This is a genomic window from Clostridium sp. UBA4395, from assembly GCF_002390995.1.
Lineage (GTDB): Bacteria > Bacillota > Clostridia > Clostridiales > Clostridiaceae > Clostridium_J > Clostridium_J sulfidigenes.
Genome location: NZ_DGRF01000091.1, coordinates 1 through 21,754 on the forward strand (window position 1 = coordinate 1; position 21,754 = coordinate 21,754).

The following is a 21,754-nucleotide window of genomic DNA, read 5'->3' on the forward strand; positions in this document are numbered from 1 at the left end:
AAGTTAGTTTTTCATTCAACGGAATTGAAGGTGAGATTTTGAAAAATAAACTTATAAAGATTGAATTGAGTAGAGCGATTAAAAGTAAAACTATGGCTCTTGTACTTTTTTTAGGGCTAGTAATTACAGTATCACAAATTTTTACATATGTTATTCCAATAGCTAATTTTAATGAAAGGGTTGTGGTGGATAATTATCCAATGGCATCCCCAACCACCGTATTTCAGGCATGGATTGGTAATATTAATATACTTCCACAGAGCTATATATTTTTTGCCTTATTGCCATTGTTAGCGGCAATACCATTTGCAGATACCTTTTTTACTGACAGAAAAAGTGGATATATAAAAAATGTTCTTATTAGAGCGAAAAAGAAGGATTATTTTTTAGCAAAGTATATAGCTACCTTCATTTCAGGTGGACTAGCTATAACTATACCACTACTTGTTAATTTGATTATTGCAGCTATGTTTTTACCCTCATTTGTACCTCAAGTAACTCAAAGTTTTGCAATAGGACCAACACATTTATGGAGTAAATTATTTTTTACACATCCTTATATATATTTAATTGGATTTTTAATGATAGATTTTATTTTTAGTGGATTTATAGCTACTATTGGATTATCAGTGAGTTTCTTCATTGAATATAGGTTCATGGCGTTAATTACACCATTTATAGTATATATATTTGTTTACACAGTACTAGGTTCCTTTAATTTAGCTAAATATATTCCCTTTTATTTTTTACAGCCAGGATTTGAAGTTTGTAATGGATATGTAGTTTTAGGAGAAATTATTGGATTATCAATCATTACATTTGGTATGTTTTTCGTCAAGGGAGTGAAAGATGATATATACTAATTTTAAAAATTGGACAAAAGAATTTTTAAGAAATATAAAATGCAACTATCTAATAATCATGGGATATATGATGATCTTAGCTATTATAATTTTATTTCATATTAGAAGTGGAGTATTTACTCATAATATTCAAAGTGTGGCAGATGCATTTATATTCGTATCAGCATATTGGTTTTTTGGAATTGAAATTATGATTTTAGCAAATTTTATGCTTTTTAACATTATTAAAGATGACCTAAGGATAAATAGTATTATAAAACAAAAAAGTAGGACTTTATTATGGATAAAGCAGGTATATAAAATAAGCTTATTATCTATATTTTCTTCAATATGGATTTCCATTTGCACTTATTTCTTTGGGGGATTAATGACTACACACTTTATAAACTGGAATAATGTCAATAGTATTTACTTTAAAATAAACAAAACTATATGTAGCTCTATAAGTTTAAACTATGTAATTACAATGTTTTTATTATGTTCCTTTATCAGAATTATTCTAATATTAACTATTTCATTATTAATATATTGGGTAACAAACAAGAAGATTATAAGCTGGCTGTTTGTTGTAACCTTGGGATTTTTAGAAATTTCAGTACCAATTGTATGTAAAGTGATAAATATTGATTACACAGCAATTAATAGCACCTATAAATTAATTGTTGGGTTTTCATATGGCATAGTTCTTATATTAATAGCAATATTTTTAGGAGTTATTCTGGGAAAAAGAAAGGAATTTTATTATGAATAATATAAAATTTGGAGATGAAAAGAAAAAAGGAAGTTTCTTTTTACAGATTAAACATGATTTTTATAAAGGTACTATAGAGGGATGGAAAAGATATGCAATGGCTCTATTTATATTTATATTTTTATGTTTTGTATTTCAAATAAGAGCTAAAAAAATTATACAATTTAATAATATTAGTAAAGAAATCTCTTTTTTAGATTTTATATTATTTATGTTTAGGGGAATGAATGTTTTTGATGGAAATGCAGTTGAATTACAAGATAAGCTGCCTCAATGGTTTTTAGTAAATATATATTTAAGTATTATCATTGGATATTTTCCATTAAAGGATTTAAGCGAATCAGGAATTCAGGTGTTAATTAGAACTAAAAGTAGAGTTTCATGGTGGCTTTCTAAGTGTCTATGGGTCATATATAATGTTCTAATCTATTATGGAATTTCTATCATTGTCATAACAGTTTTTTCACTTTTCCATGGAGGATTATCACTGGAACCATCAAAGGAGCTAAATCTGATATTATCAAATCTAGACATTTCGAAGTTTAATTTTAAAGGAATACTCATAGTCGGAATAATACTTCCAGTTATTACATCCATTACTTTTTCATTAATACAATTATTAATTTCACTCTTTACTAATTCAATTATAAGTAACATGTTTATCATTACTGTTTTAACTCTAACACCTTTTTATTGTAATTCATTTTTTATAGGCAATTATTTAATGATATTACGTAGTAATTTAAATATTGGAGACAGTGGAGTAAGTATAGTATATGGAATAGTTATATGTGTAGTATTATCAATAGCAACCATATTTATAGGAGCAAATAAAATTAAAAGGTATGATATTTTAGAAAAGTAATCATTTAAATGAAAAAATAAGGAGCATGAATATGGAGATAGAAGTAAGAAACTTAACAAAAAGAATTTCAGGAAATTTAATTCTTGATAATATAAATATAAAAATGACCCGTGGAAAAATATATGGATTAAAAGGGAAAAATGGTTCAGGAAAAACTATGTTAATGAGAGCTATTTGCGGTCTTATTTTGCCAACAGAAGGTGAAGTTATAATTGATGGACAAGTTCTTGGAAAGGATATTTCTTTTCCAAACAGCTTGGGAGCCTTAATTGAAAGTCCAGGTTTTATTTCTAATTATTCCGGATTTAAAAATCTTAAAATATTATCAGAAATACAAGGTAAGATAGATGATAATAAAATTAATGAAGTATTAACTATGGTTGGACTTGATCCAAAGGAAAAAAAGAAGTTTAAAAAGTATTCATTAGGTATGAAACAAAAACTAGGAATAGCAGCTGCAATAATGGAAGAGCCTGAGATAATTATTCTAGATGAACCAACTAATGCTCTTGATGAAAGTAGTGTAATATCCTTAAGAAAAACATTACAAAAATATCGTGATGCAGGAGCATTAATAATTATTTCATGTCATGATAGTGAGGAACTAGAATTTTTATCTGATGAAATTTTCTTTATGGAAAATGGAAGGTTAAAACCATATAATAAACGCCAAAAGGAAGGTGATAATTATGAAGAAGAAAAGTAAAGTAATATCACTGGCTACTATTTTTATTTTAGTTATAGTAATTGGACTAAGATATAATTACATAAACAATAAGTATCCTCAAGCACCTGTAGAAACTTATAACCTAGGGGATACCCTTGAATATAGAGGAATTACAGTCAAGGTAGAAAAAGCTAAGTTTATATCTGACAATGAAATAAAAAATATGAATCTAGAAGAATCTACTGTTTTTGAGAATGATGAAAGAAAAGCTATTGTAGCAACAGTTAACTTCAAGAATACAAGTAGTGAAGAGCAAAGTATAGAATGTGATTTTTTTGAAGCAGAATCTATTGATTGGCATAATGGTTTAAATTATGAAATGTTTATTGTAATGAATGGAGAAGGAGCAAGTCCAAACTTAACTTTAGCTCCAAATGAAGAAATCACATTAGATTTACCCTATGAAATGTTTGACTTTCAATATAATAGTAGTAGTTGGAAGAGAATTGAGGAAGTACAATTTAGATTAACATTAGATATATATCCAGTAAAAAAGTGTGTTAAACTTGAGATTTAGTAATATATAAGCTCTAAGTAGTTATTGTTAAAGTCAATAACAAAAAAACTAGGGAGTTATCTTTGTAAATACTTTACGTATATAAGGTAAGATTTTCAAGATATAATAAAATGCATAGAACTTAAATGATTAATCAAATTATATTTTAAAAGTTTAAGATAGGGTTAAAGTATCCTATTAAAAAGGGGGAAGACAATTGAAAATTAAAAAAAATATTTTTAAAGGGATTATATTAGGAATGGTATTCATGACCATAATGGCAGCTAAAATATCTACTGCTGAAGCAAATAACTATGAAGACACTCCTTTTAGCGAGTTTTATTCAGGATACAATATAGTGCACACAGGCTATAGATATAAGTCAGATAAGACATCAGCATATATAAATAATTTAGGGTCACCTTGTAGTGTTTACGTTGATGTATGGGGAGCTTATGGTATTTACAAAGATGGTAATGTTTATGTTAGACCAGGTCAGGAAGAGTTGTGCAATTACAATGGAACTGTATTAGTAGGTAAGGGACAAGCTAAAAAGTTACTTAATAGTGTACGTGAGAAACAATGGAATTCTGCAGAACTTCGTATGACAGGAACTCAATTAAGGGTATATTTATCTGGGAAATGGAGTCCGGATAGCATATAATTTAAAGATAGATTTAGAAAAGAAGATTGTAAGATATATTTTTGTATTTTACAATCTTCTTTAACGAAATCTAAAAATATTTAATTAAAGATTTTTAGGATATATATTTTAATATATCAAAACTTAAATTCATATTAGTGTTATGTTGGGAGGTAAAAAGTGAGAAACAGGATGGGAAAATCAGTTTTTAAAATTGGTATAGCAGCCATGTTTATTTGCAGTATCTATATACTTATAGTTAAAGGTATGCCTCTTCCAGGAGAAAATGTTTGGAATAATAAAGAAATAGCAGAGGAAGATGTGGATAACGGTGAGGAAGAAGGAAGAAAAGAAGAAAGTGAATTAAGGTTATATCAAATAGGAGAAGAGATTACATTTGGACCCTATACATATAAGGTTAATTCGGCAATGGAATCAAAAGACAAAGGAAACTTTCCTACACCTACAAATTGGTCAGAAACATATACATTTGATGAAGATGGGAATATAACCGGAGATAATTCTTATGTAGTAGTTAATTTAACTATTGTGAACAATACAAAAGAAGCTAAGGTACTCTACTTAAACAGCATGGGATTAGCAGTATATAAAAATAATAATACTAATGAGTGTGATTATAGTGAATGTGTATCTTCAAGTAAACTAGAAGGTTATGGGAGAAAAGATTATTTTAGAACAGAGTTTGAGCCATCAGTAGAATATATCTATGATCTTGTATTTATAATTCCAGATGAATCATTAAAAAGCAATGGAGGTCAGCTTGGTATAAGAAGACAAGATCCCACAACTAGAGAAGAAGATGAAGATAAGATGAGATGTGTAGAAGTAAAATTTCATTAAATGAATATTCATATAAGGAGGTAAAAAGTGAAAGGAAAAATGGGCAAAGTAATTTGCATAATAATTATAGTAGCCATGTTTACTTGCAGTGTCTATATACTTATAGTTAAAGGTATGCCTCTTCCAGGAGAAAATGTTTGGAATAATGAAAAAATAGTAGAAGAAGATGTGGACAACAGTGAGGGAGAAGAAAAAAAGGAAGAAAGTGAAAAAAAGGTTTTTCAAGTAGGGGAAGAGATTAAATTTGGACCCTATACATATAGGGTAAACTCGGCAAGTATAACAAAAGAAAAAGGAAACTTTCCTGCACCTACAAATTGGAGTGAACGATATATATTTGATGAAAGTGGCAATGTAACTGGAGATAATTCTTATGTAGTAGTTAATTTAACTATTGTGAATAATACAAAAGAAGTTAAGGAACTCTATTTAAATACTATGATTTTAGGTGTTTTATCTGACTATTGCGAATGTGTATCTTCAAGTAAGTTAGATGGTTATGGAAGAAAAGATTATTTTAGAACAGAGTTTGAGCCATCAGTAGAATATACTTACGATCTTGTATTTATCGCTTCAGATGAGTCATTAAAAAATAATAAAGGGCAGCTTTCAATTAAAAGACAGGACCCCTCAACTAGAAAAGAAGATGCAGATAAGGTAAGGTGTGTAGATATAAATTTTTAATTTTAATATTTAAGATTTAATGTTATGTAAGTTTTAAGTAATGAGTGTTAAAATCAATGAGGCATATACGAAGATAGTAATGCTTCTGTTAGACCAACACAACAAGAATGCTGCAATTACAATGGAAATGTATTAGTAGGTAAGGGGCAAGCTAAAAAGTTACTTAATAATGTAAATGAAAGAAAATGGAATGCTGCACAACTTCGTATGACAGGAACTCAATTAAGGGTATATTTATCTGGAAAATGGAGTCCAGACAGCATATAATTTAAGGATAAATTTAGAAAAGAAGATTGTAAGATATATATTTGTATTTTACAATCTTCTTTAACGAAATTTAAAAGTATTTAATTAATGATTTTTAGTATATATATTTTAATATATTAAAACTTAATTTTATATTAGTGTTATGTTGGGGGGGGAAAGTGAGAAACAAGATGGGAAAATTAATTTTAAAAATTATTATAATAGCTATGTTTATTTGCAGTGTCTATATACTTATAGTTAAAGGTATGCCTATTCCAGGAGAAAATGTTTGGAATAATGAAGAAATAGCAGAGGAAGAAGAAAGAAAAGAAGAAAGTGAATTAAGATTATATCAAATAGGAGAAGAGGTTACTTTTGGACCCTATACATATAAGGTGAATTCGGCAATGGAATCAAAAGAAAAAGGAAACTTTCCTGCACCTACAGATTATTCAAAACGATATACATTTGATGAAAATGGCAACATAACAGGAGATAATTCTTATGTAGTAGTTAATATAACTATTGTTAATAATACAAAAAAAGATAAGGTACTCTACTTAAACAGCATGGGATTAGCAGTATATAAAAATAATAATACTAATGAATGTGATTATAGTGAATGTTTATCTTCAAATAAACTAGATGGTTTTAAGAGAAAAGATTATTTTAGAACAGAGCTTCAGCCATCAGTAGAATATACCTATGATCTTGTATTTATAATTCCAGATGAATCATTAAAAACCAATGAAGGGCAGCTTGTAATTAGAAGACAAGATGCCTCAACAGAAAAGGAAAACGAAGATAAGATGAGATGTGTAGGAGTAAAATTTCATTAAATGAATATTCATATAAGGAGGTAAAAGTGAAAGGAAAAATGGGCAAAGTAATTTGCAAAATAATTATAGCAGGAATGTTTATTTGCAGTGTCTATATACTTATAGTTAAAGGTATGCCTCTTCCAGGAAAAAATGTTTGGAATAATGAAGAAATGGCAGAAGAAGACGTAAGAAATCTTGAGGAAGAAGAAGCAAAAGAAGAAAGTGAAAAAAGGATTTTTCAAGTAGGAGAAGAGTTTACCTTTGGACCTTATACATATAAGGTGAATTCAGCAATGGAATCAAAAGAAAAAGGAAACTTTCCTGCACCTACTAATTGGAGTGAACGATATACATTTGCTGAAAGTGGCAACATAACTGGAGATGATTCTTATGTAGTAGTTAATTTAACTATTGTGAATAATACAAAAGAAATTAAGGAGCTCTACTTAAATAGCATGGCATTAGTAGTATATAAAAATACTACTACTACTGAATGTGATTATAGTGAATGTGTCTCTTCAAGCAAACTAGAAGGTTATGGGAGAAAAGATTATTTTAGAACAGAGTTTGAGCCATCAGTAGAATATACCTATGATCTTGTATTTATAATTCCAGATGAATTATTAAAAACTAATAAAGGGCGGCTTGTAATTGAAAGGCAAGATGCCACAACCAGAAAAGAAGACGAAGATAAGAAAAGACTTGTAGAAGTAAATTTTTAATTTTAATATTAAGCCTTTGAATAGAAAGATAAGAAAAAAAGAAAATAAATTCAATGTTGAATTATTTACAAAATAGTGTATATTTGACTATATAAGGAGGTGGTTTATATAGAATTTATTGCAAAAATTTTTTTTGAAGTTCCAGCAGCTAAAATTCTTTTAGTAATTAACATAATTTGTATAGTTGGTAGCTTAGTGGCTTTTCCTTTGATACAAAAGAGTAGCATGTTAGAAAAAGAAAAAAAATTAGCTACTATTTTAGATACAGTATTTTTGATTTTAAATATGTTTGCCCTATTTGCATTGTTTGCAATAAGTATATTTTTTTCTACTTTTATTTTTGACTCTGTTTTAAAATAGTGTTGATAATATATTGTAAGTATGTAATATGTTTAATTTAAAAGTCCAGTGATTCGAAATCACTGGATTTTAGTTCGTAATAGTTTAAGGTTGTAAACTTATTTTTTTATTTCTTCGCATACTAATTTTATAAAAGCATTCTCTTTATTTTTCTCAATTAATCCATCTAATTCTTCTTTTGATAAGTATCCTAGTTTTTCCATGGTTAAACCCTTCCCGCCATCATTACTATAAAATAAATACACTTCATCTCCTATATTAAATTTTCTAGCTCCATTAAAATAATAATTTGATGATTTAAATATATTTTCTTCTATTTCTAAATTACTATATGCCCCACCAAATATTATTCTTATTTTATTTTCTTGTATATTTATTGATATATTAGTATCTTCTATCTTATCCTCTGTTGGCCCATATGCTGTACCTAATAGAATCTCTTCCCTTACTTTTTCTTTATTTTTATAAACTTCATATACTACCTTTAGTTCATAGCTTTTATCTCTAGGTAAGTTTTTTAAATCATATTTAAATGCTCTATTTCCGGTTAATGATAATATTTCCATTTGTTCATCCGTAAATTCTTTATGTTCAATTGTAAAGTTTTCACTTTGAGTACATCCGCTAATAATTAAGGCACTCAATACAATAATTAAAACCAATACTTTTTTCATCTTTTACCCCCAGTAATTTATATTTTTATTATACATTATATTTGTATTAAAATTCCATATTTTTAAAATGTTACATGAATATTGGTTGGATATTTTTAAATTCTCTTACTTTTGTATATTTACGAGATATGTTACTATGAACAATGAAATTTTTAATTCTAATAGATTCTTCTTCTGAATTAAATGAACTTACCCATTAATGCCATTGATAAAATTGGGATGGATATCTTTGATATAAATTCTGTGGAGGAATTGGAAGAGTATTTTAAGATATAGTTTCTCTAAGGATTTTATATCAGCCAAAAAATCTGATACTTTTAAATCTATTTAATTTTACTATGAATAATTCAGGTAATATTAAAGCAGATATTTTTTATGTTCAAGATCAAAATCTCTATTCATATTTTTACAATGCTTTTTTATGAAAGCTTCTGAAAATTCCTCAGGTGTAATCCCGAAGCACATCAATGCATCGTTGTAGAACATCATAACATCAACCATTTCTTCAACAAAAGCAGCTCTAACTGTTTCATCATTCATAATATCATTTTCTCCACGTTTTTTAATTATCGCTATTACTTCTCCCATCTCTTCTATCATCCATAACAAGCTGTTACGACCATTCTCTGCACAAAGAGGAGTCCATTTTTCTTTATATTTTTCCTGTAGTTCCTTTTGCATGGCCATAATTTCTGATAATTTTAAATCTGCCATTTTTCTACCTCCAATAGTTAACTTATAATTATTTACTTATTAGACATATTATATCACGATATCTATTTTGTATTTACTTTTATTGGTGTACAATTAATTTATATTTAGTTTTAGAGATATGTGAGGAAAATTAAAAAAGGGGGTATATAACTATGATAGAATATGGAAGAAGTATAAGATGGTTTAATAATTATAAAGATGAAATTGATTTTTCAAAATCAAACAAGTTTGATTTTATGCAAATTTGGTTTAGTAAAGGGGAATTAGTACTTGATAAGGTATTATTTCCTAAAGAAGAATATGTATTAAATTCAAAATTTCCAGTAATGATTCGTGCTGTATATGATATTGATGATTATTATAAATATAATAATGAATTGATTAGGATATTAAAATATTTAAATCATACAGAGGTTATTATACATCCCGTATGTAAAAGTCTTATCATAAATTCTCAAACTATAAATCTACTTGCTGACAACATTTATAAGACTAACCAACTATTAAAAAAGAACAATATAAAACTTTATATTGAGAATAATAGTGTAATTGACAAAATTAACTATACGCCAAGTGACTTAAAAGTAGTATTTGATAAAAACCCAGATGTTGAATTACTCCTTGATATTGCTCATATAGATGACTATAATCATTTGGAAGAAATACTTAAAGTGAAATTTCCTAAATGCATACATATAGCAGATAAGCATTTTGATGTAGAGCATGAACATCTTCCTATTGGACAAGGTGAACTTGACTTTAGGTTAATTTTTCAAAATTACTTAAAGGACTATGATGGAAAAATCATATTTGAAGTTGTTGATACAGATGAGGAAATTTTAGAATCTAAAAAAATGATTCAAAATATAATTGAAGCTTCAAAGAAGGGAAATACAACTAAGTAAATTAATAATAATAAGGCTACAAAATAGGGCACGAAATATCGAGTGTAAATATATTTATAAAGATATTATTAAATTGGGAGTGAGAAGAATGGATTGGATAAAAAATTTAAATGAGTCTATAAATTATATAGAAGAAAACCTTCATGGGGAAATATCCTATGAAACTATTTCAAAAATTGCTGGATGTTCTGTCTACAATTTTCAAAGAATGTTCTCATATATAGCGGACAAGCCTTTATCGGAATATATAAGAAACAGACGATTAACAATGGCAGCCTTTGATTTATTAAATAGCACAGAGAGAATAATTGATATTTCTTTGAAGTATGGATATGAATCTCAAGATTCATTTACTAGGGCATTTAAAAAATTTCATGGAGTACTACCTTCAAGTGTTAGAAATGAAACTGTACAGCTGAAATCCTGTCCTAAGCTCTCCTTTCAAATTTCAATAAAAGGAGAAAATCATATGAATTATCAAATTGAACAGTGGCCTGAATTTAGAGTAATGGGAGTATCACATAAAGTAAAAACAGCCCAGGCCTTTGAAGTAATTCCTCAGATTTGGGAAAACTCATGGAAGGATGGAACTATGAAAAAGTTCCTTGACAACTTTCCCGACTATAGACCTGCAGGTTTTTTAGGAATTGCTCAAGGAGGACAATGGGGAGAGTCGGAAGAAATGGAATACATCATAGCGGTGACAAATCATGTTGATGTACCAAATTGTAAACATGTTCCAGTACTTGAAGGAATGAAAGAGTTTACTTACCCTGCTGCAACATGGGCAATTTTTGAAGCTAATGGAGAACTGCCAGATGCGACTCAAAAGGTTTATAAGCAATTTTATAGTGAATGGCTTCCTAATTCAGGATATGAATTAGCTGATCTTCCTGTAATTGAATGCTATATGCAAGAAAATCATCAAGAAGTTTGGATTGCTATTATTAAAAAGTAGAAAGTAATTACAATTTATTAGAAAAACTTTTAAAATAACTTTCAAAATCGTTAGCATTTATATAACTAGCTATAATATCTTATTTTAAAGTTTAATCAATTTAAAACACTGCACATTCAGAAATGAATATGCAGTGTTTTTTAGGAATTTGAGGATATAAAATATTTAGATTATAAGTCAATGTAGAGATGCTAGTTTAAATCATCAAGATAATTGCTAAGGTTGTCTATGGTAAAATTATTTTAAATTTACTTTTATTAGTGTATAATTAATTTTAGAGTTGATAATTAACTTTAAGAAAAAATATCAAAGGAGTATGCAAAATTGAAGAAAATAAAAATATTATTAACTATTCTAGTTATTATTGTAGCTATATTAAACATGACAGGTAAGTGGAACAATATCCCTATTATGCTTTTACTAGTTGCCTTAATAAATATTTTTAATGGAATACAAAGTTATAAAGATAATAGAAAAATTGAAGCAGTTATGTTATTTATAGCTGTAATTTTTACAGGGGGAGTAGCTATTTACATGTTATTTTTATGATCAATAACATTTATAGAGGTGAAGTGCTTGATAAAAAATAAAAGAAATAACTTTATTACATAATTCAATTTATATAATGCACCCATGCAATATAAAATAATGATTAATATACTAGTATCAGAAGATACGTAAATTATAGAGGAGCTACAGTTAATGAGTAAAATAGGTTATTTAATATTAATGGTAATAATATTATTTTCATATAAACCATTAGAAAATATCTTTAAAAAACTTTTTAATAAATCAATAAATTACCAACTATGGGAAAGCAAGGGGTATTACGCTTGGGGTCTAATACTATTAATTATATATTTAGTTGTTAATCCCATTGATTATATAGTAAAAGTTCCTGTAAACAATAAATGGGGGATTATGGCTATATTATATGTTGGGATAAGTACAATCTTTACTTGTATATATAATATAAATATTTATTATCCACGAAAAAGTAATAAATTTAGATGTTTTCATTATGGAGTAATACAACCCATATTTGAAGAAGTGGCCTTTCGTGGACTAATTTTACCTATGACAGTCTATATATTAGGAGATCATGCTGAGGCTATTATTTTATTAAATGGAATTATTTTCATGGCATTTCATTTGAATTATTGGTCTTTTAATAAAGAAAATGTATCAATGTTTTTTTCTTTTCTAATTATTGGAGTATACTTTAGCTACATAGCTTTAATTACTCAATCAATTATATATCCAATATTATGTCATATCATAATTAATGGAGGTAATACACTTTACAGAAATCTAAAGTACGAATGTAAATAAAAAAGTTAATTTTATAGGAAGATGAGGAACAATGATTTGAAGGAATTTATAGTTATATATTTCTTAGTTATATTACTTGAACCGGGATTAACGTTGCTGCATGAAATTGGACATGGGATTCCACTATTGATGTTTACTAAGGGAGATGTGAAAATTGAAATAGGTAATTCTTACTTAAGTAAAAAGGTACAGATAGGTAGGTTTCTAATAGAATTTAGAGGATATAATTCAATAATGGATATTTCATATGGACGAGTTTATGGTAAATTTGTGAATAATAGAATCAAGGCGATAATAATAGCGTTATCAGGACCAATGGTTTCATTAATGCTATTTTTAATATCATTAATAATTCTTAGTAGTAATACTCTAAGTGAATATTACATATTAGAATTAATATTAAAGGGCATTAAGTGGAATACCTTTGGGAAAACGATAATTACATTAATACCTATAAAATATAACTTTCATCCATATACTTCTATGAAGAGTGATGGATATAGAGCCGTAGAGTTATTAAAGCCAAGGTAAAACACTAAATTAATTTTAGAGTTGATAATTAATTATAAACCATAAGGAACAGATAAAGGGGAGTATATTAAGTGGATTTAAAATCATGGAACAATGACATTAAGGAGTTAAGGAAGATAATGTTGAAACCAGATAAAATTCAAGAAAGTAAAAGCTTGGCTTTAAGTTTGCATTCAATGGTGCATTTATCCATTATGTCAGGAGTAGATAAAAAAACTTTTGAAGATGAATTATGGGAAGGGTTAGATGAAAATACATTTAGAACTTCACAAAATCAAAAGGGACGTACTATCGCCTATGGCATTTGGCATTGTACTAGGATAGAGGATATAACAATGAATTTATTAGTTGCAGGCGATAAACAGATATTTAATAGGGAAAATTGGCAAGAAAAAATCAACTCCAATATCACAGATACTGGTAATGCGATGTCAGAAGATGATATTAAGGAATTTAGTAAAAATATAAATATGGAAGAGTTAAAAAATTATAGAATTGAAGTAGGAAGAAGGACAAGAGACATAGTAAAGAATCTTTCCACTCAGGATATGAAAAGAAAGTTTGATAAACATAGATTGCAACGTATATTAGATGAGAGAGCAGTATTGGATGTGAAGGCATCAAATTGGCTTATTGATTTTTGGGGTAGAAAGAATGTAGCGGGAATTATATTAATGCCAATGACTAGACATCAAGTGATACACATAAATGAATCTTTAAGTGCAAAAAAGAAGTCCAAATCAAAGGCTTTATAACAGGAGGATATAAATGAAGATTAATGATATTATTATTTCAGTGCTTTTAATTTTAATAATACTAAAGCAGCTAAAATATATAAAAGCCTTAATAATACCAATAAAAAAAAGGCTTATAGAGATTGTTGTTGTATTGTTTGGTATTATTATTCTCATAGGCATTATGTATTTTTATGCTAATACATGGATTCATTATGTAATAGGAATGTTATGTATTTTTACGTTTATAAGCAGCTGGATTAAGGGAGGAATTAGCTCCAAAGGTTTTATATCAATGTATAGATATAAAGAGATTATATTGTGGAATGAGATTGAGAAAGTTCAAGTAACTAATTCAAAGGATGTAAAAGTTAAACTATTTGGTGGTTTTATGGAGCAAACCTTTCATTTTAAAACCAATGATTACTATAAAGTTATTAATATTTTAAAAGAAAAATTACCTGTGGAAGCAGAGCTAGAAATAAATAATTATAAATAATTATGTAAAAATAAAACTACCCCATTATTCTATTTTGGATAATGGGGTAGTTTGCAAGTAATCACTTAATTTTGATTACTAAACCTTAATTTATTTATCTTTATATATTTCTAAATACTTTTTATAATTATAGTCCACTATATCAACATAGTTTGCAGTTTCTTTATAAGGGATGTTATTTAGTGTTGCTCCATCACTTGAATAATTACTATCCTGTAACCATTCAGTGGTAATATTCATTCCCGCATTATAGGCTGCAACTACAGTGTTTTGCTCAGAAAAATTTTTCTGAAGGATAGAAATAAAAAACACACCATATCGAATATTAGTATCTGCATCAAATAAATCATCATAGGTGGTAGAACTTTCTCCTAACTGAGGTTTTAGCCAGTTAAAGGTATCTTCTGTTAGCTGCATTAAACCTCTTGCTTTAGCTGAAGAAATAGCCTGGTTATTAAAATTGCTTTCCTGTTTTATCATTGCATAGACTAAATATTTATCAACATCAAACTCTTTACAATATTTATTTATAGAATCTTTATACTCAATCTGAAAGGTTTCTTGTTCATGAGGATTTTTACTGTTAAAAGAATAAATAAATAACATACCCCAACCAATAATAATTAAAATAAATAAAAGTTTTTTAAAACTAAATCTTTTTTTCTTCAAAAAAGTTCCTCCTCAAAGCCTTATTTACCATAGGCGAAATAGTTATAGACTTTTTTATATTTTAAAACTTATCTATAACTAGCTTACTTAATTTAATTATAGATTAAAACACTTAAGGAATTCATTACAAATTTCTTAAGTGTTTAATATATTTATATTATTTAATTTACATTTAAGGAAAGTGTGAAATATATATAAATATTTATGTACAATCATTAAACTAATGTGGAAAACTTACATATCCTCGTATACTGGTTCTCCTTCAATAAAAGTAGAAACAAGCCCAAACCTTTCAAAATAAGTACACATCTTTTGACATGCAAATCTTTCAGTAGAATAATGCGTTCCACCCAAAACATTAATATGATTTTTTTGTTCAAGCGTATGAACTTCTAAATAATTTTTGTTATTCACTGAAATACCTGTAATAAGAACATCCACCTTATTTTCAATCATTTCAGAAACAGTAGCTATATTATTGCCTCCACCTGCTACAATAGCTACTCTCCCATCTTTTATATTATTATTTCCATATAAATAGAGGCTTGTATTGTGCCCTAAAGCTTTTGAAAACCTATCATGTAATTCTTCCACGCTCTTGCACTTTGTTTTACCAATTACACCACTTAATGTTCCGCAATACTCCTTAAATGGTTTTTCAATTTCTATATCTAAAACATCGGCTAAAGTTTTACTTGTTGAATATTCACTGAAATTATCTAATGGTACATGTAAATTATATATTGATATTTTGTTTTCTTTAAACTTATTTATTAATTCTTTATCCATTTGATAGAAGGGTTTTAATCTTCTAATATCCCAAATAGAAGGATGGTGTAGAAATAACATTGCATTTGTTACTCCATCATCAATAATACTCTGCAAAATTTCTTTAGTAGGAAACACAGCAGAATAAACAGAATTAATTTCATTTGTGAAGTCACAAACCAAACCCATACTTCTTTCTTTAAAATTTGGAGAAAGGTATTCATCTAATTCACCCATGAATCTTGCCCAATCATCTCGCATATCTTTTGTAATAAAATCTCTTTCCAATTGATTATATAAATCAATAGCCCTCATAAAGATCCCCCTAACAATTAATTGTAAACTTTGATTCACTATCTCATACGGTTGTCTATTTGCTTAATTATATATCATATAAATTAGTAAACATATAGTAATTTAGTATTTATCCATATTTTTAGTCACTAAGGGGTCATACCTTAAGTAATAATAATTAAAGTAAAAATTATTTACCATTTAATATTTTTTATTTTAAAAGTTACCTTTATTGGTATATAATTCATTTATAAGTTCATAATCAATTGTATTTTGTATTTTAAAACCTAGGTGAAAGGAGTGGTGAAATGAAGATAAATGTAACTTATGACGGGGCAAAAAAAATGACCAATATTTTTACTTCATTATCAAATAGAGAATTAGTAAAAGTTGAAGATATTAATACTATTATAGAAACAACAGAAGCATATAAAATATGGCTAAATGCATTGGAGCCTTTAATACCTAAGCAAGAATATTTATATGTTTGGAATAGCATTATTAATGGAAGCGAATATAATGGTAGACTTGAAAGTATTTATAAGAGATTTAAGTTAATACTTCAGGATACAAATTCTTTAGATATTAATTTGAATTATGTTCAAAAGATTGACTATTCTAAGATTGAGAAACTTGTTTCATTGTATCTTCCTGAAGATACTGATATGAAATTAAATTTACATTTCATAGTTGATGGATTTAATGGAGGAACTATTATTGGCATGAATAATTATACTCAATGCATAACTATGTTATACCCAGATAATTTTTATTCATTTGGAATTTATGGTATGGCACATGAATTTCACCATATAGGTTCTAGGTATTGGAGAAGTAAGGATAAAAAAAGAATGGAATTAATCAACAGAAATAATTTTATTAGTTTAGCAATTATATTAGTAGGTTCCATATTAGACGAGGGTAGTGCAGTATATTTTTTTGATAATCAAGTAGACAATGAAGTGATGAGAATTGTTGGAAGTAAAATAATGGGTAAGGAGCAGTATGAGAAAATCACATCCATTCATAGTGAAGAAAGATTAAAGGTAGCAGATAGAATAGCAGAGCTAGATTTATTTTTGAGACAGTTATTTAAGGAAGGAGGGAATATTGATACTTTAAGAAACAAAGTTCATACATATACATTCATGCAAGGAATAAAGCCTTCTCTAGATAAATTAATTGGAGAAGAAATGGTGGGAACAATAGATAAAGTTTTCGGAAAAGAAAAAGTCCTTCAATGTATTGTTAATCTAAAATATTTCCTAACTTATTATAATAAAGCTGCCATAGAGTTAAATAAGATTCAATTCTCACAAGAACTGATTACTTTATGGGAATCAGCCTGGAAAACAGCTAAATAATAAACATATTAAGTCTAAGCCAATAATTTTATATGGTCATAATGCTATGTTGAAAAACATAGCATTTTTTATATTGCATATTTACTTATATGTCGCAACGTGATATAGTTTTAATATGATATATCACACCGTGACATATAAAAATGTAGTAATACTAGAAAGAAGGTATTTTAATGAGTGAGGATAAAATTTTAAAAGCATTCATGCCTATGACAGAAACAGCTTTCTATATTCTTCTTTCACTTACAGAACCAAGACATGGTTATGGAATAATACAACATGTAGATAAAATTACTGATGGAAGAATAAAGTTAGGTTCTGGTACAGTTTATGGAACATTAGGTAAAATGGAAAAAAGTCAAATTATATCAATTTACTCTGATGAAAATAGGAAAACAATATATGAAATTACAGAACTGGGAAAGAGATTAATAAAAGCAGAGATAGAGAGGATTAAAGAATTACATGATAATGCAATAAAATATGAGGGGGATTTTTCATGAGAATTTTTAAACCATTTTGGAGCTTAAATATTAAAAATATAGAAAACTGGTTAAGTAAAAAAGCTTTAGAGGGTTATATTTTGAAAGATGTTAACCTTCTTCTAAGACTATTTATCTTTGAAAAGGGAGAAGAAAGCAATATTAACTATAGAATTTCCTTTGAGAAAAGGGGGGTTACAGAGTTACAACCTTCTTTAATAAAAAATGGATGGTACAAAGCTTGTAGAAAAGGTAGATGGTTTTTCTTAGCAAATGAAAAGAATCTAGAAGATATAAAAGCTGAGCCATCTCGAGAGCCTTTACTAAGCAGATTTAAAATAGCTCAAATTCTTTTATCATTAATTCCAATTTATCTTGCTGTAAACATTGGCATTTTCCTAATATTTTTGATTCCAATGATAATTTTTTATTTTTTAGGTATTGGAGATATCACCTTCATAAAAGAAGTATCTCCTGAGAAAATACAACATATAGAAACTTCTTATTTTACTTTGTTAGATATTTTAAATGTTGTAAAAGCACTAGGTATTATAGCTCTTTTCATATATCCACTATATAGATTAAGGAAGAATGAATGGCAGATAAAAGAGGAATTAGGCTCTGATTATGTTAAATTTGATGGGGAATATGTATCTGAAAAGGAAGGTTCCCTACAAGAACATAGGAAGTTAATAGAGAAAAGATGCCCTAGTTTTTTAGAACCAGATAAATTAGAAAAATGGTTAGAAGATATGGAAGCAAAAGGCTTTAATCTTTATAAAGTTAAAAAAGGGAATATGAAATTTTATTTTACTAAGGGAGCTCCTAGAAAAATTAGATATATATTAGATTTTCAAAATAACCCTACAGCTGCATATTATGAAATATTTAAACTGGATCAATGGGAACTTGCATATACTGTTGGAACATTACCAGTTAAATGGAGTCTATGGAGTAAAGAATACACAGACGAAAGACCTAATATATATTCAAATAGGGAGGAACAAGTTTCTAATGCTAAGAAAATGGTTTTAACGTATTCAGCATTTTACCTAACTACTATAGCTATTATTTCTTATAGCATTATAAAAGTATTTATTCTTTTAATTAGTGATATTTCAAGGACAATAGAAGTTTTACCATATATGATTTTCATAGTATTATTTCTTGTGTCTATATTATTCTTATTTTATTTCCCTTATTCAAAAATAATTTCATTCTATGTTAGAGCTAAAGGGAGGGAATACTAGTATTATAAGGTGAATTACTTCATTGCGTTCCATCTCAATGAACATATTAAGTCTAAACTAATAATTTTATAAGGTCACAATGCTATGTTGAAAAAACATAGCATTTTTATATTATATGAATTAAGATGCTGCAATCTTAACTTTCACTTCATCAAAACCGCAATTCAAGAAAATGTTTTTAAGAAGGTCTATAGTGTCCACAGTAACCTTATCAAGGAAGCCATCTTTGATTACCCTTTCTTCAGTCTTAGATTTTTCTGCTACAATTTCACTTAACATATCATCCATAGTTAATTTATTAAATATGGAGTTCTTTTCATCAAATATAAAAACCTCATCTTCATTTACATTATGAGTAAGGATAGAACAAGGTGGAATAGTTATGGTAAGTATATTTTTATCTATAGAAAAAGTAGCAGCACTAAAATCTAATCCAGCAGTAATATAGCCATTATATTTAATTACAAAGGATTTTTCGGTAAAAGGAATAGTAATATCCTTAAAACTTAAGCTATTCTTCACAGAAATCACATTAGAGTAATCATAACGAGAAGTAGCCAGCTCGGATATGGATATAAGTTTTTCAGATACAAAATCACTCTTTTTCTCCAAGTTATTTTTAGTAGTTAAAGAATTTATAAATAAACAAGCAACAATTATAGCTATTACAAAAATCATAATCTTGATCTTCTTAAAAAAGGAAAAGAACTTTTTAATCTTGGATTTTTTCAAAATAATCACCCCGCAAAATTATCTTTTTAATGTTTATGCTATGGGAGTATATATTATGATTGTAATGAGATATAATGGTATAAAGTAAAATATTATCCAGGGGGACAGACTCCGTTACAAAATTTGGGATAGTACAAAATAGGGGGGAAAAGGCATGGGAGTTATAGGTATTTTAGGTACAATTCATGGAGATGATGATTTTAGACAGGAAAAGGGATACACATTAGAAATGATAAAAGAAGCAATAGTGGGATTTAAACCTGATATTATATGTGGGGAAGTACGACCAGAGGATTGGTCCCAATATTGTGATGATAATACATATTCAGGGTATCTTGGACCAAGTGAATATAGAAGATTGATTATACCTTACTGTAAGAGTGAAGGAATTGAATTTCAACCAGTAGATTGGTTTGAAGATGATTTGGTTGATTTTGATTATCTACAAAGCTATAGTGAAACTGAAAAAGAAGCCATTATTAAAGAGTTAGATAAAAAATATGAAAAAATATGGGAAGTTGGAAAGAAAAGCATATTGCCACTTAATTCATTTGAATTAGATGCATTAATAATGCAAAAGCAAGAATGGTTAAATACAATAGACCCTATAGTTTATAATGTAAATTGGATAGCTAGAAATCAAATAATGGTAGAACGTATTAGAAAAGTCATAGAGAAAAATAGTGATAAAAGAATTTTATGTACAGTTGGTGCTGAGCATAACTATTATTATTATAAGGAATTGAAAAAATTAAACTTGAATTTAGTATATCCTTTGAAATAAGTATAAAATATCCAGGGGGTCATACCCCATGACAAAATTGGGGGTATAACCTCCCTTAAAAAAGAAAGGAAGTTTAGTATGTTTGAGTATATTAATGAAGAACTTATAGCTGCTAAGGAAAAAGTGTGGAGAAAAGAGAAGTTTGAGGGTATGATTAGGCATACGGAAGAAACTCTTGAAAAAGAAGTAAATAGAAAGATAGAACTTGAAAAAGCTCTTAAAGATGAGGATAAGGATGTAAAAAAGCTTGAATCTTTAAGTATTACTAACATATTTTATTCTATACTTGGAAGTAAGGATCAGCAGCTTGATAAAGAGAGACAAGAGTTCCTTGCCGCAAAGTTAAAGTATGATGAATGTTGCCACTCAGTTCTTATGTTAGAAAAGGATCTTGAATCCTATAAAGTGTCATTTAACAATTTACTTGATGCAGACGCTGAATATGAAGCAGTATTAAAGAAAAAAGAAGGGTTTATATTAGGTTTAAATAATGAGAACTCTAAAAAGTTACTTGAAATTATGGACAAGATTCCTTCTATTGAAGCTCAGAAGAAAGAGTTACAGGAAGCAATAGCTGCTGGTGATGCTGCTAGAAATGAACTTCAATTTGTAGTAGATTCTCTTGAAAGTGCTGATGGATGGGGAACCTGGGATATACTAGGTGGAGGTCTTTTAGCTACAGCAGCTAAACACTCTGAAATTGATAAAGCTAAAGAGTATGCACAGAATACAAAAATTGCACTGATGAAATTTCAAAATGAATTAGCAGATGTGGATTTAGCAATGGATATAGATATAAATATTGGTTCTTTTGAAACCTTTGCAGATTACTTTTTTGATGGATTAATATCTGATTGGATTGTTCAATCAAAAATCAGTGATTCTTTAAAAAGTGTATGCAACGTTGTTTATAATGTAGAGGACATAATAAAATCCCTTAGAGCAAAGCTAACTACTGTAGAAAATGAAGTATCTTCAATAAAAGAGAATATGAAATCTCTTATTGAAGAAGTGTAAATATTTGT

General features: G+C 27.8%; 28 protein-coding genes. 23 read left to right on the top strand and 5 right to left on the bottom strand.

The genetic code is table 11. The features are described from left to right. From B2694_RS16880 to B2694_RS16930, 11 genes are all read left to right on the top strand, one after another. Window positions 1-863, top strand: an 863-nt coding sequence (locus B2694_RS16880; RefSeq protein ID WP_346886738.1) for a hypothetical protein, incomplete at its 5' end; no start/stop codon positions are given. Continuing rightward, window positions 850-1,614 carry a hypothetical protein gene (locus tag B2694_RS16885; RefSeq protein WP_346886739.1) on the top strand — a complete coding sequence of 255 codons (765 nt, stop codon included), beginning with the start codon at window positions 850-852 and terminating at the stop codon, window positions 1,612-1,614. The genes B2694_RS16880 and B2694_RS16885, both read left to right, overlap by 14 nt. Next, window positions 1,607-2,479 carry a hypothetical protein gene (locus B2694_RS16890; protein ID WP_346886740.1) on the top strand — a complete coding sequence of 291 codons (873 nt, stop codon included), beginning with the start codon at window positions 1,607-1,609 and terminating at the stop codon, window positions 2,477-2,479. The genes B2694_RS16885 and B2694_RS16890 overlap by 8 nt, the downstream gene beginning before the upstream one ends. A 31-nt stretch (window positions 2,480-2,510) precedes the next feature. Next, entirely contained in the window at window positions 2,511-3,185 is a 675-nt protein-coding gene (locus B2694_RS16895; RefSeq protein WP_346886741.1) for an ATP-binding cassette domain-containing protein, read from the top strand. Further along, window positions 3,169-3,723, top strand: coding sequence for a hypothetical protein (locus B2694_RS16900; RefSeq protein WP_346886742.1), 555 nt, complete (start codon window positions 3,169-3,171; stop codon window positions 3,721-3,723). The genes B2694_RS16895 and B2694_RS16900 overlap by 17 nt, the downstream gene beginning before the upstream one ends. Before the next feature lie 196 nt (window positions 3,724-3,919). Continuing rightward, window positions 3,920-4,366 (top strand): hypothetical protein, encoded by a 447-nt coding sequence (locus tag B2694_RS16905; RefSeq protein WP_346886743.1) that lies wholly within the window; start codon window positions 3,920-3,922, stop codon window positions 4,364-4,366. A 159-nt stretch (window positions 4,367-4,525) separates the two neighbouring features. Then, window positions 4,526-5,206 (top strand): hypothetical protein, encoded by a 681-nt coding sequence (locus tag B2694_RS16910; RefSeq protein WP_346886744.1) that lies wholly within the window; start codon window positions 4,526-4,528, stop codon window positions 5,204-5,206. A 27-nt stretch (window positions 5,207-5,233) separates the two neighbouring features. Continuing rightward, window positions 5,234-5,890, top strand: coding sequence for a hypothetical protein (locus tag B2694_RS16915; protein WP_346886745.1), 657 nt, complete (start codon window positions 5,234-5,236; stop codon window positions 5,888-5,890). Between the two features lie 425 nt (window positions 5,891-6,315). Further along, window positions 6,316-6,975: a DUF4352 domain-containing protein gene (locus B2694_RS16920; RefSeq protein WP_346886746.1), complete on the top strand. Its 660-nt coding sequence runs from the start codon at window positions 6,316-6,318 to the stop codon at window positions 6,973-6,975. Window positions 6,976-7,001: 26 nt separating this feature from the next. After that, window positions 7,002-7,679 carry a hypothetical protein gene (locus B2694_RS16925; protein ID WP_346886747.1) on the top strand — a complete coding sequence of 226 codons (678 nt, stop codon included), beginning with the start codon at window positions 7,002-7,004 and terminating at the stop codon, window positions 7,677-7,679. 99 nt (window positions 7,680-7,778) lie between these two features. Next, window positions 7,779-8,039, top strand: a complete 261-nt coding sequence (locus B2694_RS16930; protein WP_346886748.1) for a hypothetical protein — start codon at window positions 7,779-7,781, stop codon at window positions 8,037-8,039. Between the two features lie 98 nt (window positions 8,040-8,137). On the opposite strand, the gene B2694_RS16935 is transcribed toward B2694_RS16930, so the two are convergent. Continuing rightward, window positions 8,138-8,713 carry a hypothetical protein gene (locus B2694_RS16935; RefSeq protein ID WP_346886749.1) on the bottom strand — a complete coding sequence of 192 codons (576 nt, stop codon included), beginning with the start codon at window positions 8,711-8,713 and terminating at the stop codon, window positions 8,138-8,140. 357 nt (window positions 8,714-9,070) lie between these two features. After that, on the bottom strand, window positions 9,071-9,427 hold the full coding sequence (locus B2694_RS16940) for a nucleotide pyrophosphohydrolase (RefSeq protein WP_346886750.1): 357 nt from the start codon (window positions 9,425-9,427) through the stop codon (window positions 9,071-9,073). Window positions 9,428-9,579: 152 nt separating this feature from the next. Between B2694_RS16940 and B2694_RS16945 the strand changes: the two genes are divergently transcribed. The 7 genes from B2694_RS16945 to B2694_RS16975 all read left to right on the top strand — a co-directional run bounded on the left by B2694_RS16945 (window position 9,580) and on the right by B2694_RS16975 (window position 14,386). Then, on the top strand, window positions 9,580-10,332 hold the full coding sequence (locus B2694_RS16945) for a sugar phosphate isomerase/epimerase family protein (protein ID WP_346886751.1): 753 nt from the start codon (window positions 9,580-9,582) through the stop codon (window positions 10,330-10,332). 88 nt (window positions 10,333-10,420) lie between these two features. Next, the gene (locus B2694_RS16950) at window positions 10,421-11,290 is read left to right on the top strand and encodes an AraC family transcriptional regulator (protein WP_346886752.1); all 870 of its coding nucleotides are present in this window, start codon (window positions 10,421-10,423) and stop codon (window positions 11,288-11,290) included. Window positions 11,291-11,614: 324 nt separating this feature from the next. After that, a complete protein-coding gene (locus B2694_RS16955) occupies window positions 11,615-11,839 on the top strand; it encodes a hypothetical protein (protein ID WP_346886753.1) in 225 nt (74 codons plus the stop codon). A 153-nt stretch (window positions 11,840-11,992) separates the two neighbouring features. Then, window positions 11,993-12,622 (top strand): CPBP family intramembrane glutamic endopeptidase, encoded by a 630-nt coding sequence (locus B2694_RS16960; RefSeq protein ID WP_346886754.1) that lies wholly within the window; start codon window positions 11,993-11,995, stop codon window positions 12,620-12,622. A 36-nt stretch (window positions 12,623-12,658) separates the two neighbouring features. Continuing rightward, window positions 12,659-13,153, top strand: a complete 495-nt coding sequence (locus tag B2694_RS16965) for a hypothetical protein (protein ID WP_346886755.1) — start codon at window positions 12,659-12,661, stop codon at window positions 13,151-13,153. 71 nt (window positions 13,154-13,224) lie between these two features. Beyond that, window positions 13,225-13,908, top strand: coding sequence for a DinB family protein (locus B2694_RS16970; protein WP_346886756.1), 684 nt, complete (start codon window positions 13,225-13,227; stop codon window positions 13,906-13,908). Window positions 13,909-13,921: 13 nt separating this feature from the next. After that, complete coding sequence (locus B2694_RS16975; RefSeq protein ID WP_346886757.1) at window positions 13,922-14,386, top strand: hypothetical protein; 465 nt, start codon at window positions 13,922-13,924, stop codon at window positions 14,384-14,386. A gap of 90 nt (window positions 14,387-14,476) precedes the next feature. On the opposite strand, the gene B2694_RS16980 is transcribed toward B2694_RS16975, so the two are convergent. Together B2694_RS16980 and B2694_RS16985 are read right to left on the bottom strand one after the other, a co-directional pair. Further along, window positions 14,477-15,055 (bottom strand): transglycosylase SLT domain-containing protein, encoded by a 579-nt coding sequence (locus tag B2694_RS16980; protein ID WP_150844570.1) that lies wholly within the window; start codon window positions 15,053-15,055, stop codon window positions 14,477-14,479. A gap of 234 nt (window positions 15,056-15,289) precedes the next feature. Then, window positions 15,290-16,138 (bottom strand): Nif3-like dinuclear metal center hexameric protein, encoded by an 849-nt coding sequence (locus B2694_RS16985; protein ID WP_346886758.1) that lies wholly within the window; start codon window positions 16,136-16,138, stop codon window positions 15,290-15,292. A 287-nt stretch (window positions 16,139-16,425) separates the two neighbouring features. Here B2694_RS16985 and B2694_RS16990 point away from each other — a divergent pair, with 287 nt between their 5' ends. The 3 genes from B2694_RS16990 to B2694_RS17000 all read left to right on the top strand — a co-directional run bounded on the left by B2694_RS16990 (window position 16,426) and on the right by B2694_RS17000 (window position 19,213). Beyond that, complete coding sequence (locus tag B2694_RS16990; protein WP_346886759.1) at window positions 16,426-17,481, top strand: DUF5700 domain-containing putative Zn-dependent protease; 1,056 nt, start codon at window positions 16,426-16,428, stop codon at window positions 17,479-17,481. A 173-nt stretch (window positions 17,482-17,654) separates the two neighbouring features. Beyond that, window positions 17,655-17,984, top strand: coding sequence for a PadR family transcriptional regulator (locus tag B2694_RS16995; protein WP_346886760.1), 330 nt, complete (start codon window positions 17,655-17,657; stop codon window positions 17,982-17,984). Beyond that, on the top strand, window positions 17,981-19,213 hold the full coding sequence (locus B2694_RS17000) for a DUF2812 domain-containing protein (protein ID WP_346886761.1): 1,233 nt from the start codon (window positions 17,981-17,983) through the stop codon (window positions 19,211-19,213). Before B2694_RS16995 ends, B2694_RS17000 begins: the two co-directional genes overlap by 4 nt. Window positions 19,214-19,333: 120 nt before the next feature. Here B2694_RS17000 and B2694_RS17005 read toward each other — a convergent pair whose 3' ends face one another. Continuing rightward, complete coding sequence (locus B2694_RS17005; protein ID WP_346886762.1) at window positions 19,334-19,891, bottom strand: DUF4230 domain-containing protein; 558 nt, start codon at window positions 19,889-19,891, stop codon at window positions 19,334-19,336. A 208-nt stretch (window positions 19,892-20,099) separates the two neighbouring features. On the opposite strand from B2694_RS17005, the gene B2694_RS17010 reads away from it, so the two are divergent. Beyond that, a complete protein-coding gene (locus B2694_RS17010) occupies window positions 20,100-20,729 on the top strand; it encodes a hypothetical protein (protein WP_346886763.1) in 630 nt (209 codons plus the stop codon). A gap of 78 nt (window positions 20,730-20,807) precedes the next feature. Continuing rightward, window positions 20,808-21,746 (top strand): hypothetical protein, encoded by a 939-nt coding sequence (locus tag B2694_RS17015; RefSeq protein ID WP_346886764.1) that lies wholly within the window; start codon window positions 20,808-20,810, stop codon window positions 21,744-21,746. Window positions 21,747-21,754 lie beyond the last annotated feature (8 nt).